Source organism: Trichocoleus sp. DQ-A3, from assembly GCF_039961975.1.
Lineage (GTDB): Bacteria > Cyanobacteriota > Cyanobacteriia > Cyanobacteriales > FACHB-T130 > FACHB-T130.
On the sequence record NZ_JAMPKC010000013.1, the window covers coordinates 134,252 to 146,878 of the forward strand.

At 45.9% G+C, this 12,627-nt stretch carries 12 protein-coding genes and 2 pseudogenes; 10 read left to right on the forward strand and 4 right to left on the reverse strand.

Translation table 11 applies throughout. The features are described from left to right. Positions 1-119 precede the first annotated feature (119 nt). Positions 120-1,559, reverse strand: a complete 1,440-nt coding sequence (gene sufB, locus NDI44_RS18685) for a Fe-S cluster assembly protein SufB (protein ID WP_190412101.1) — start codon at positions 1,557-1,559, stop codon at positions 120-122. 203 nt (positions 1,560-1,762) lie between these two features. Between sufB and sufR the strand changes: the two genes are divergently transcribed. The 8 genes and pseudogenes from sufR (at position 1,763) to era (ending at position 7,771) form a co-directional block, all read left to right on the forward strand. Further along, positions 1,763-2,401 carry an iron-sulfur cluster biosynthesis transcriptional regulator SufR gene (gene sufR, locus NDI44_RS18690; RefSeq protein ID WP_190412102.1) on the forward strand — a complete coding sequence of 213 codons (639 nt, stop codon included), beginning with the start codon at positions 1,763-1,765 and terminating at the stop codon, positions 2,399-2,401. Between the two features lie 12 nt (positions 2,402-2,413). Next, positions 2,414-2,671, forward strand: a complete 258-nt coding sequence (locus tag NDI44_RS18695) for a hypothetical protein (protein WP_190412103.1) — start codon at positions 2,414-2,416, stop codon at positions 2,669-2,671. A 10-nt stretch (positions 2,672-2,681) separates the two neighbouring features. Continuing rightward, on the forward strand, positions 2,682-2,897 hold the full coding sequence (locus NDI44_RS18700; RefSeq protein ID WP_190412104.1) for a type II toxin-antitoxin system HicB family antitoxin: 216 nt from the start codon (positions 2,682-2,684) through the stop codon (positions 2,895-2,897). Beyond that, positions 2,894-3,117: pseudogene (locus NDI44_RS18705) on the forward strand (type II toxin-antitoxin system HicA family toxin). Before NDI44_RS18700 ends, NDI44_RS18705 begins: the two are co-directional and overlap by 4 nt. Before the next feature lie 95 nt (positions 3,118-3,212). Next, positions 3,213-4,763 carry a pentapeptide repeat-containing protein gene (locus NDI44_RS18710; protein WP_190412105.1) on the forward strand — a complete coding sequence of 517 codons (1,551 nt, stop codon included), beginning with the start codon at positions 3,213-3,215 and terminating at the stop codon, positions 4,761-4,763. A gap of 81 nt (positions 4,764-4,844) precedes the next feature. Then, positions 4,845-5,483 (forward strand): histidine phosphatase family protein, encoded by a 639-nt coding sequence (locus NDI44_RS18715; protein WP_190412106.1) that lies wholly within the window; start codon positions 4,845-4,847, stop codon positions 5,481-5,483. 150 nt (positions 5,484-5,633) lie between these two features. Continuing rightward, complete coding sequence (locus NDI44_RS18720) at positions 5,634-6,758, forward strand: succinylglutamate desuccinylase/aspartoacylase family protein (protein WP_190412107.1); 1,125 nt, start codon at positions 5,634-5,636, stop codon at positions 6,756-6,758. Positions 6,759-6,781: 23 nt separating this feature from the next. Next, positions 6,782-7,771: a GTPase Era gene (gene era / locus NDI44_RS18725; protein ID WP_190412108.1), complete on the forward strand. Its 990-nt coding sequence runs from the start codon at positions 6,782-6,784 to the stop codon at positions 7,769-7,771. Positions 7,772-7,879: 108 nt separating this feature from the next. Here the strand turns inward: era and purB are convergent, their stop codons facing one another. The 3 genes from purB to NDI44_RS18740 all read right to left on the reverse strand — a co-directional run bounded on the left by purB (position 7,880) and on the right by NDI44_RS18740 (position 11,560). Then, positions 7,880-9,175, reverse strand: a complete 1,296-nt coding sequence (gene purB, locus NDI44_RS18730) for an adenylosuccinate lyase (protein WP_190412124.1) — start codon at positions 9,173-9,175, stop codon at positions 7,880-7,882. Between the two features lie 52 nt (positions 9,176-9,227). Then, a complete protein-coding gene (locus NDI44_RS18735; protein WP_190412109.1) occupies positions 9,228-9,875 on the reverse strand; it encodes a Uma2 family endonuclease in 648 nt (215 codons plus the stop codon). Between the two features lie 155 nt (positions 9,876-10,030). After that, entirely contained in the window at positions 10,031-11,560 is a 1,530-nt protein-coding gene (locus tag NDI44_RS18740; protein ID WP_190412110.1) for a YifB family Mg chelatase-like AAA ATPase, read from the reverse strand. A gap of 208 nt (positions 11,561-11,768) precedes the next feature. Between NDI44_RS18740 and NDI44_RS18745 the strand changes: the two genes are divergently transcribed. Together NDI44_RS18745 and NDI44_RS18750 are read left to right on the forward strand one after the other, a co-directional pair. Continuing rightward, a complete protein-coding gene (locus NDI44_RS18745) occupies positions 11,769-12,119 on the forward strand; it encodes a histidine triad nucleotide-binding protein (RefSeq protein ID WP_190412111.1) in 351 nt (116 codons plus the stop codon). A 124-nt stretch (positions 12,120-12,243) separates the two neighbouring features. Continuing rightward, positions 12,244-12,627: pseudogene (locus tag NDI44_RS18750) on the forward strand (photosystem II q(b) protein); the annotation flags it as partial.

The following is a 12,627-nucleotide window of genomic DNA, read 5'->3' on the forward strand; positions in this document are numbered from 1 at the left end:
TCAGCCTAAAGGTAGGCAATGCCCACCTTACCTTTGTGAGTAAAAAAATCAACCATAGATAAACACAAATAAACACGAATAATTTATCGGCGTTTATCTGTGTTCATCTGTAGTTTCATTTATCCCACACTGCCTTCTAACTTCATGCTCAACAACCTATCAGCTTCAACAGCAAATTCCATCGGCAGCTGATTAAACACATCCTTACAGAAGCCGCTAATCATCATCGAAATAGCATCTTCTGCGGAAATGCCCCGCTGCGAGAAAAAGAACAGCTGTTCTTCCCCAATTTTCGAGGTAGAAGCTTCATGCTCCACTTTTCCAGTGTTATTCTGCACCTGGATATAAGGGAAAGTATTCGCTTGGGCATTATCGCCAATCAGCATCGAGTCGCACTGAGAATAATTTCTCGCACCCTTTGCCTTGGGGCCAATTTTCACCAAACCGCGATAGCTATTTGCCGACTTACCCGCCGAAATTCCCTTGGAAATAATCGTGCTGCGAGTGTTTTTGCCGATATGCACCATCTTGGTTCCGGTGTCGGCTTGCTGCATATGATTCGTGAGGGCAACGGAGTAAAACTCACCCACGGAATTATCACCAACTAGCACGCAACTTGGGTATTTCCAGGTAATTGCGGAACCCGTTTCTACCTGCGTCCAAGAAATCTTGGAATTGACTCCCTGACACAGCCCACGCTTGGTGACAAAGTTGTAAATACCGCCTTTGCCGTTTTCGTCTCCGGGGTACCAGTTTTGTACCGTGGAGTATTTAATTTCAGCGTTGTCGAGGGCAACGAGTTCCACCACAGCCGCGTGCAGCTGGTTGGTGTCAAACATCGGTGCTGTGCAGCCTTCCAGATATGACACAGAACTGCCTTCCTCGGCAATAATTAGCGTGCGCTCAAACTGCCCCGTATCGCCGCTGTTGATGCGGAAGTAGGTGGAGAGTTCCATCGGGCATTTGGTGCCTTTGGGGATGTAGACGAAGGAACCATCGCTGAATACGGCTGAGTTGAGGGCGGCGAAGTAATTATCTGCTACTGGCACAACGCTGCCGAGGTACTTCTGCACCAGTTCGGGGTGTTCCCGCAAAGCTTCGGAGATGGAACAGAAGATCACGCCGTCTTTGGCTAGCTTTTCTTTAAATGTTGTGGCAACTGAAACACTATCAAAGATGGCATCTACGGCAACGTTAGACAACCGCTTCTGCTCTGAAAGCGAAATCCCTAGCTTCTCGTAGGCTTCTAACAAAGTTGGATCGACTTCATCTAGGCTACCCAGCTTTTTGGGCTTTTGCTTCGGCGCGGAGTAGTAGATGATGTCCTGGTAGTCAATAGCCGGATACTTGACATGAGGCCAAGTTGGTTCGGTCATTTTCAACCATTGCCGATAGGCTTTGAGGCGAAACTCTAGCATGAACTCCGGTTCTTCTTTCTTGGCGGAGATCAGGCGAACAACGTCCTCACTGAGACCGCGAGGAATGCTATCTGTCTCAATGTCTGTGACAAAGCCGTACTTATAGGGCTGATTGACTAAGGTTTTGACGCTAGCAGTCATAGAAAAAAGTGTTCTCGCGTGTTTGTTTCGGACAAATCTCTCAGGATGGCAGGCTCAGGGCATGGGCGTCCAGAGTAGATCGCCCAGTCAAACTGCAATTACAATAGTAAAACAACAGGCTTGTTGCTTTACTTAATTCTATTTTAAAATACTTTAGCAACATAGATGTTGTCAAAGTCCAGTAGGAATTTTACCGCAAGACGATGGCGATTACTCAGCAGCCTTCCACCAAACAGGACATCTTGCAACATTTACTGAAAACAGGTCAAGCCACGGCTCAGGAGCTGGCTGACGCCTTTGAGGTAAGTCCGCAGGCGATTCGGCGTCATCTGAAGGATTTGGAGACAGAAGGGCTAATCGTGCATCAATCGGTGCCTGCGGCGATGGGACGCCCGCAGCACGTCTACGAGCTGAGTCAAGAAGGGCGCGATCGCTTCCCTAGTCGTTACGGAGAGTTTGCCGTTGATTTCCTAGACACCTTGACAGAAACGCTCGGTTATGAGCAAGCAAGTACGGTGTTGCGAAAGCACTGGGAACGCAAGGCGATGGAATATCGAGTCAGGCTGGGTAAGGGAAATTTGCGCGATCGCGTTGCTAAATTAGTCGAACTCCGCAAAGCTGAAGGCTATATGGCAGAGTGGTATCCTCTGGAGGAAACCGATACTCAATTTATATTGGTAGAACATAACTGTGCAATTTCCCACGTTGCCTCATCTTTTCCCAGCGTTTGCGGACATGAGTTAGAAATGTTTGCCGCTGCCCTGCAAGATTGTAAAGTAGAACGGACGCACTGGATTATTAACGGAGAACATCGCTGCGGCTATTTAATTAAGGAACAGTAACTAAAAATATTTATGACGCAACCACAGCAACCATCAGAACAATTTTTGACCTACGAAGAAGCGGTTAAGGTGGATTCAGCACTGCTTCAAACTCACGAAAAATTTATAACAAGATTAACCATTTCATCTTTAAGAGTGTTGAAACACATCGCCGAAGAGTACGGTGTTGTTATTGAAGATTTAACACCTGAGCAGATTATCACTTGGTTTGAGAAGGATTCAAAAATTAGGCGCGAACAGGGAAGCGATGCCGCATTTTTGAAGTGGTGAAAAGCTAAAAATGAGCAGAGAATTTAACGTAATTATCGAGCGTGATTCTGAGGGATATTTTGTTGCTTCGGTACCAAGTCTTCCAGGTTGCCATACGCAAGCCAAATCCTTAGATGAACTCATGGAGCGCATTCGAGAAGCTATTGAGCTTTGTTTAGAAGTCGAGGAAGAAACAGCAGAGTCCCTTGAATTCGTCGGCGTTCAAAGAATTTTGGTTAAGGTATGACCAAACTGCCGAGCTTGACAGGGCGGGAAGTTATTGCAGCTCTTGAGAAAGTTGGTTTGTAGTTGCAAGAATTCGTGGAAGTCATCATTTTTTGATACATGATGATGGTCGTAGAACTGTTGTTCCAATACACTCCGGCGAAACGATTGGTATCGGGTTGATGGCGCAAATACTGCGTGATTGCCAGCTAACACGAGAAGAGTTTAGGACGTTATTGTGAGCGATCGCGTTTATTAAATAGCTCATTACTGGCTTAGATACAAAGCTGACAAAAATAGTGTTTCCAAACTTGTAGTTAGCTAGAAATTAGCGAATATGGCTGATCAAGAACAGGATATCGCGTCCCTGATTTCGAGGATTGAACGGCTGGAAAATGAGTTAAATGTCCGCAAGCAAAACATTACCTGGCTTAAACACTATTTTGATGAACTAAAACAACAATTCGACACTCGCCCTGAGTTGCAGCAGCTCGCGCAGCTATCTGAGCAAGTCGCTTGTTTGGAACAACGCCACGAATTTACACCGCGAATAATTCCACCGTCTAGCGAATCGGTGGTAGACACATCTGATAGTTTGGCGGATGCGAATGTTTTTGAAACTGGGCAAGATGAGAAAATTTATCCATCCCAGGAGCGAACATTTACAGCTTTCAGCGATGAAAAATTTAAAGTAGCAAAAATGACTCTGCTCCTGGGATATTTTGGAGATATGCTGCTAATCGAAGCTTATCTATCTGAAGAAAAGAGTCAGGAAAAGCCTATCAGTGCTGAAGAATTTTTGAAGCGCTATAACGAAGGACAAAGAGATTTTACTGGTATTAACCTAGCTGGAGCCAATTTAAGTGGAAGCGACCTGAGATATGGTTCCTTCAATCTGAGTAACGCCAACCTGAGTGGAGCAAATCTGAGTAGGATTTATTGGGGTGCTGTAAACCTAAGTGGAGCAAATCTGAGTAATTCATTATTATATGAGGCAAAACTGTCCTTGGATGTCAATTTGAGCAAGGCAATTCTGGAAAATGCAGACCTCCATAAAGCAGATTTGAGTTCGACGAATCTACACCAGGCAAATCTACGCAAGGCAACTCTCAGCGGAGCTAATCTGCAAGGGACAGACTTAAGCGCAACTAACTTAAGTGAGGCAAACTTGTGTAAGGCATCTTTGAAAGCAGCCAAATTGATGAGAGCTAACCTGAGTAATGCCAATCTGAGTCGAGTTAACTTGTTTGGGGCGGATATTGAAGGAGCAAATCTTCAAGGAGTAAATCTAAACCAAGCTCTTTATAATAACGCGACTTGGTTCCCTACAGGATTTGATCTTTTGGAAACAGGTGCTTGCTTTATTGGTTCGAGTGCTTCACTCCAAAAGGCTGATTTAGCTGGTGCTGATTTAAGTGAAATTAACCTAAGTGGAGCAGACTTGCAAGGAGCAAATCTAGCAAAAGTAAACCTGAGCCGAGCCAATTTGTGTGGAGCAAACTTGAGTGAAGCAAACTTAAGTGAAGCAAACTTGAATCAAGCGAACCTGACTGATGTTAATTGGCATGGGGCAAAGCTTCAAGGGGTCAATCTGAATTCTATAAACTTGAGCTGCGCCAATTTGAGGCAGGTTAATCTGAGTAAGGCAAGTTTAAGCAGTGCCAACCTGAGCGCCGCTGACTTAACTGAAGCAGACTTGCGAGGAGCAGAACTTATTTACGCCGACTTGCGAGGAGCAGACTTAGCTTTAGCAGACCTTCGGGCGGCAGATTTGCGGAATGCAAATTTATCAGGAGTAGGCTTGATTGATGCCAATCTAGGTGGAGCCAACCTGGATGGAGCAAAGCTTACTGGTGCAATAATGCCGGATGGTAAGACTTACGAATAGACTTTGCTAAGGTGCGCGTAAAAACATCGTTATCCCAAAGGTGGTTGTATCCTTAACTTCAGATAATCGGAGAAAACTACCTTGAGTCTAAAGCTTTATTTCCTCCGCCACGGACAGACAGACCGCAGCCGAGATAATGTTTTCTGTGGTTCCATAGATCCAGATTTGACAGCAGATGGTCTAGAGATGGCAAAAGCCTTTGCTGCTGCTTATCGTTCCCTACCCTGGAATGCTATTTTTTGTAGTCCGATGCGGCGTACCGTAGCAACTGCAAAACCGCTGTGTGAAGCTGTGGGGATGCAGATGGAATTGCGGGACGGTTTGAAAGAGATTAACTATGGCAAGTGGGAAGGAAAAACTATAGAAACCGTTGACCGGGAGTATCACGATGATTATATTCGCTGGACTGCCGATCCGGCTTGGTATCCGCCGACTGAGGGAGAATTAGCGGTAGCGATCGCTCACCGTTCGTTACAAGTGATTGAAGAAATTAAGCAGCGGTTTAACAACGGCAATGTTTTGATTGTTGCACACAAAGCGACTATCCGAATTATGCTGTGTAGCTTGTTGGGAATTGATGTCGGACGCTTTCGCTTTCGCTTGGGATGTCCGGTTGGTTCGGTCAGTATAGTAGAGTTTGGCGCTCATGGGCCATTACTTCATGCTTTAAGCGATCGCATTCATTTGGATGAGCGTTTGCGTACCTTACCAGGTACATGATTTGTTTGTAAGTTACCTAGTGATTAGAAATCACGGCTATACAAACAAAGTCTGCTTTCGCAGATAGCATTAAAACCTGCGTAGGCAGGTTTCGTCTGTGTAGCCGCGAATTTTATTCACCAAGGTATATTAATGTAAGATAATTTCTCTATGATTCCTATTATTTCTACAGTACCAATTCAACAATTAGCTTCAGGCGATCGCTTATCAATTCAAGTTTATAAATTCATCGGTGCTAATCTCGGTAAAAAGACATATTTGCAAGCTAATCTACACGGTGCAGAGATTGTTGGCAATGCTGTCATTCACCAACTAATCGAGTTTTTGATTACTATCAAGGATACCCAGCTCAATGGTGAAATTTGGCTAGTTCCTGTCTGTAATCCCATCAGTACCAATCAGCGCACTCATTATTTTTCTACAGGTCGATACAATATATTTGATGGGAAAGACTGGAACCGCATCTTTTGGGACTATGAAAAGGAAAGTGAAGATTTAGAAGGATTTGCAAAGTCTTACATCAATTTTGAAATAGATGCCATAGAAAATGAATACTACAAAAGAATTAAAAATAGTTTCGATAAACTTTTAGAAAAAATCAAGTCTCCAAGCGGAGCGCCTTTTAACGAACGATATCGCTATCAGCTACAATCTTTATGTTTGGATGCTGATTATGTAATCGATATTCATAGCTCGTCTAATCAAGCGGTAGATTACTTATATGGCTTCCACCGTAGAGAAGAAAGTGCTAAATATTTTTTACTTGACCATGAAATTTTACTAAATGAATATGATGGAGATGCTTTTGATGAAGCTTTCCTAAAGCCTTGGTTAGCGTTGGAAAATCAGCTAGAAACTTTAGGGAAATCGATAGTCTTTGATAAAGAATCTTGGACGCTAGAACTGGGTTCGGGAATGCAAATGAATCCAGAATCAGTTGAAAAAGGAGTTCAAGGCATCAAAAATTACTTAGCCCAGAAAGGTATTTTATCGATTCCTGAATTTCCTTTGGCGCAAACAGCATTCCACAAAGTAACTTTTATTTCAAAAAGCAATCTAAAAAAATATTATGCGCCTAGCGGAGGGATGATCCAATCAAGAGTCAAACTAGGTGCTTCAATCGAGGCTGGGGAAAGAATTTATCAAATTCTTAGCTTTAATAAACAGGAATTACCAAAATTAATTGATGTTTGTGCGGAGAACCCTGGTTTAGTCTTTGATATTTCGACCAATCACGCAGTTAATGAAGGAGAGTATGTATTATCAGTGATGTAGGGGTTTTTAAAAACGCAAACATCATGGAAGATGGGACGACGACAAACGCAGCAATTAATAAAGGCGAGGGAAATATCATAGACGAGTCAGCATTTTTTAGCATTCCGAAAGCACCGGAAGGATATAAGTCGGGCTTTATTGGGATTATCGGACGCCCTAACGTGGGTAAGTCTACATTGATGAACTATATGGTGGGGCAAAAAATTGCCATCACTTCACCTGTGGCGCAGACGACGCGCAACCGACTGCGGGGTATCCTGACGACGCCAGAGGCGCAGATGATTTTTGTCGATACCCCAGGAATTCACAAACCGCACCACCAGTTAGGGGAAGTGCTGGTGAAAAATGCCCAAATTGCGATTGAGTCGGTAGATTTGGTGCTGTTTGTGGTGGATGGAGCAGTAGACTCTGGAGGAGGCGATCGCTATATTGTCGATATCCTTAGCCGCACGAAGACGCCTGTGATGTTGGGGATGAACAAAATCGACCTGCGAACCTCAGATTCCCCACAGATCGATGAGAGTTATACGCAGCTAGCTGAACCCTACAACTGGCCGATTGTGAAGTTCTCTGCCCTCACCGGAGAGGGAGTTGAGGCGTTGCAGCAATTACTCAGCGATCGCCTAGAACCAGGGCCATACTATTATCCTCCTGATTACGTTACCGACCAGCCGGAACGCTTCATCATGGGGGAACTGATTCGAGAACAAATTTTGCTGCTAACCCGCGAAGAAGTTCCCCACTCAGTCGCCGTTACGATGGACATGGTGGAGGAAGAACCGACGATTACTCGCCTTCTCGCGACTATCTACGTTGAACGCGACTCGCAAAAGGGGATTGTGATTGGCAAAGGCGGAACGATGCTCAAAGCGATTGGTAGCGCTGCCCGCGAACAAATCCAAAAGTTAATTGCGGGAAAAGTTTATCTGGAGTTATTTGTTAAAGTGCAGCCGAAATGGCGGCAGTCTCGACTACATTTAGCAGATTTGGGGTACAGGGTGGAACAGGAATAAACCGCGAAGACGCAAAGAGCGCGAAGGAAGAAAAAGAAGGGTTTTCTTCTTCTCTTTCTTCCTTCGTGTCCTTCGCGTCTTTGCGGTTAATATTCTTCGTGGTTAATATTAAATCCCCAAACGCTGATAAATCTCCTCTAAATGCTGCAAATGATGCTGGGGCGCGAAGCACGCCTCAATCTCGTCTGAAGAAAGATGCTGTGTAACGCGGCTGTCTTTAGCAATCAAATCGTGGAAATCGCCATCGGTTTTATTCCACGCTTGATGAGCGCAAGACTGCACCGTTGCATAGGCGTCCTCGCGGCTCATTCCTTTTTCTACCAGCGTGAGCATGACTCGCTGGCTAAAGACGACACCGCCGTAGCAATTCATATTCCGCTTCATGTTTTCGGGATAAACCAGTAGGTTTTTCACCAAATCGGTTATTTCCGCTAACATGAAGTGCGTTATGGTGCAGGAATCGGGCAGGATCATCCGCTCCACGGAACTGTGAGAGATATCTCGTTCGTGCCAAAGGGCGACATTTTCCAAAGCTGCAACAGCATGACCCCGGACAACTCGTGCCATCCCTGTCAGTCGCTCCGAACGAATCGGATTGCGCTTGTGCGGCATCGCAGAGGAGCCTTTTTGTCCCTTAGAGAAGAATTCTTCGACTTCTAGGACATCCGTGCGTTGCAAGTTGCGAATTTCGACCGCAAATCGCTCAATCGAGGCAGCCACTAAAGCCAAAGTTTGTACAAAGTCGGCATGGCGATCGCGCGAAATTACCTGCGTCGATGCTGTATCCGGTTCGAGTCCCAGCTTTTGGCAAGCGATCGCTTCAACTCTCGGCTCAATATTGGCGTAGGTTCCGACTGCACCGGAAATCTTACCAACGGCAATTTCTTTGCGGAGACGCTGAAGGCGATCGCGGTTTCTCAATACTTCCGCCAACCATCCTGCCAGCTTAAAGCCAAACGTAATCGGTTCCGCATGAATGCCGTGCGATCGCCCAATCATCACCGTATTTTTATGCTGCTGCGCCTGCTGGCGAATTGCTGCAATCAAATCTTCCACCCCTGCCAGCAACACATCCAAGCTGGCTACTAGTTGCAGTGCCAAAGCTGTATCCAGCACATCCGAACTGGTTAATCCCAGGTGAATATAGCGCCCCGCGTCGCCTACATATTCATTGACGTTTGTCAAGAACGCGATCATATCGTGGCGGACTTCAGCCTCAATTTCTAGCACCCGCTTCGGGTCAAAATTAGCCTTCGCCTTAATTTCCTCTACCGCCTGGGTTGGAATATAACCCAGTTCAGCTTGGGCTTCACAGACTGCAATTTCAACCTGGAGCCACGTCTTCAGTTTATAGGTGTCAGTCCACAGGTTGCCCATCTCAGGCAACGTATAACGCTCGATCACAGTCCGCCACAAAGTACAACCGTTTTATTGTACCTCTTGCTACTCTTTGTAACTACGATAGAGACTGAATTTGGTTGATTAGCCAAGCATACAACTGACTGCGACCCGTTTCACGACCCCTCCGTAAAGCTTCTTCAAGTAGGGTAAAAGTTAAAGACGGCAAAACTTGAGACTGGGTAATTTGCCTACTTCCATTATCAGCAATTGCAAAACCAATCAATTGTGCCTGACGTACATTTACCACCCAATATTCAGCAACTCCCAGTCTTTCATAAAGCATTCGCTTGCTGCCTATATCATCTGAAAGAGAAGTTTTAGAAATTTCAATTACTAAATCTGGTGGCGGGTAAGTATCTAAATCAACAATAGTTGTATCAGGGGGAATAATTTCGGCGTTTTCACCAATATAAAAGGCTAAATCTGGTTGAGCTTCTGCCTCTCCAGTTTTTCTAAAAGTACAGTTAGTTACGCCACTGATGGGGATGGCTCTGATACCACCAAATAAAGCAACGGCATACCCAATAGAAAAGTTATCGTAGGAGTGGTCGTAGCCTTGGGGAGTCATCTCTATCCGTAGTTGTCTATTGTGGTAATAGTATTTAGCTTTTTCTAGTTGCGGATCTGCACTAGCTTGTATGTACTCATCCCAAGTAGCACTCGCCCATTCATTTATTGGTAATTTGGTTTGTAAGTTACTCATTGATTACTTTAGCAAAAATAAAGTATTAGTACCTGGATATCGGAACTGCACGCCATTCCAGCCTTCATCAGTGAGAGTCACATTCTTATGGGTTTCACCGGATTCATTCATCTTTTGATTTATCACAAATTGCAGAAAACCCAAGTATATTATAATCACTGCATTCTATCTATCGTGCGATACTGAATTGCTTCGGCAACATGGTGGGTTTTGAGTCCTTCATCTCCAGCTAAATCGGCAATGGTACGCGATACTTTTAAGATGCGATCGCTTGCTCTTGCGGATAAACCTAATTTCCGAATGGCGGCTTCTAATAAGTGGCGAGAAGCATCATCCAATTGACACCATTGCCGCAAATGACCACTTTGCATCTGAGCATTGCAACGCACAGATGGATCGTCTTTAAATCGAGTATGAGCGCGATCGCGTGCTGTTTCTACTCGTTCCCTGACAGGTGCTGATTCTTCCCCAGTCGGTTGTTGCGTAATTTCCTCTGGCTTGAGGCGATTCACTGCAACTTGCAAATCGATCCGATCCATCAACGGGCCAGAAAGCTTTGCCCAATATTGTTCTCGTTGCCGAGGAGAACAGGTACAAGCTTGAATCGTATCGCCATAATAACCGCACGGACAGGGATTGGTACTAGCAACTAAAGTAAACTGAGCCGGAAACATAACCGATTGGCGAGTGCGGGAGATGGTGACAAAGCCATCTTCAAGCGGCTGACGCAAGAATTCCAGCACATCTCGCTTAAATTCTGTAAGTTCGTCCAGAAATAAAACGCCCCGATGCGCTAAAGATATTTCTCCCGGACGCGGAAAACTACCGCCACCAACCAGGGAGGGGCCAGAAGCGGAGTGGTGAGGACTGCGGTAAGGGCGATCGCTCACCAGCGATCCTCTATTCTTAAGTAAGCCCGCAACTGAGTGGATTTGAGTCACTTCGAGGGCTTCGTCAAAGCTTAACGGCGGTAATATCCCCGGTAAGCGCCGCGCTAGCATCGTCTTCCCACTTCCCGGTGGCCCGACAAATACTAAGTTATGTCCACCCGCCGCCGCAATTTCTAGGGCACGGCGGGCAAAGCTTTGTCCTTTTACATCCTTTAAGTCTGCACTGCTGAAGTGGGTTTTGGCTAACTCCTCTCTACCATCCACCTGCACTGGCGAATAACGCTCTGGCTCATTGAGAAAATCAGCAACTTGAGACAGATTTTTGAAACCGTAGACGGCTAGACCTTTGACAACTGCGGCTTCCCGCGCATTATTTGCTGGAACGACTAAACCAGCGATTCCCATTCGTTGGGCAGCGGCGGCAATTGGCAGCACCCCGGCAACCGGACGAAGACTTCCATCTAGGGAAACTTCCCCTAAGAATAAATAATCTCCTAACAACTGGGCACTCACCTGCTCAGACGCCGCCATGATGCCCACACTGATGGGCAAATCAAAGCTGGGGCCTTCCTTTCGTAAATCCGCAGGTGTCAGATTTATGACAATTTTTTTCATCGGAAAGGCATAACCCGCATTCTTCAGTGCCGCCTTCACCCGTTCTTTCGACTCCTGAACTGCGGTGTCGGGCAATCCCACCAGCACAATTCCCGGCAATCCTCCCGATACATCAACTTCAACCCCCACCTTCACCGCATCGATACCGACGATAGATGCACTCCAAACCCTAGCCAACATGGCAATCTCGCCCCACTTTTGTTTGATAATGCTGTTGATGTTCGCCCTAATCCAAACCCGGTTTCTGAATGAAAACGGGTTTGTAACAAGTTTTATGAGAAGCCAATCAACAGAATCTTTTATTAGAGTTCCCGCGATCGCGCTTAGCTTTATCGTCCGGGCTTAAAATGGCTGCAAGCACAGCTAATCACCGAAATAACCAAGCAACATGAGTGAAACGACAGGAACCATCTTCAGCAAGATAATCCGCCGCGAAATCCCCGCAGACATTGTGTATGAGGACGATCTGGCACTTGCCTTTAAAGATATTCAACCCCAAGCCCCAGTTCACATCCTCGTGATTCCCAAGCAGCCGATTCCTCAGCTTGCCGATGCCGATTCTCAGGATCGCGACCTCCTGGGTCACTTGTTGCTGATTGTTAAGAATGTTGCAGAAAAAGCCGGACTCGACAACGGCTACCGCGTTGTCATTAACACCGGCTCGGATGGGGGGCAAACCGTACCCCATCTACATTTGCACATTCTGGGCGGACGCCAGATGAAATGGCCTCCAGGCTGAATCAGGAAGCCGAAAAAATTTTTGTTGAAAAAGCTTTACAAAACTCAATAGATGAGTTAATCTTGAAAACAAGGTAGAGAAATTACTACCTCGAACCTAGAAAATTCAAAGCAATCATAAAAACATGACCACAACCTTACAAAGACGCGAAAGCGCCAACGTATGGCAACGGTTCTGCGATTGGGTCACATCAACCGACAACCGCCTGTATGTAGGCTGGTTCGGCGTCCTGATGATCCCAACCCTACTGTCTGCCACCATCTGCTTCATCATCGCCTTCATCGCCGCTCCTCCCGTGGACATCGATGGCATCCGCGAACCCGTAGCTGGTTCCTTGATGTACGGCAACAACATCATCTCCGGAGCCGTGGTTCCTTCGAGCAACGCCATCGGCTTGCACTTCTACCCAATTTGGGAAGCCGCCTCCTTAGACGAGTGGCTGTACAACGGTGGTCCTTACCAGTTGGTAATTTTCCACTTCCTGATCGGTGTATTTTGCTACATGGGT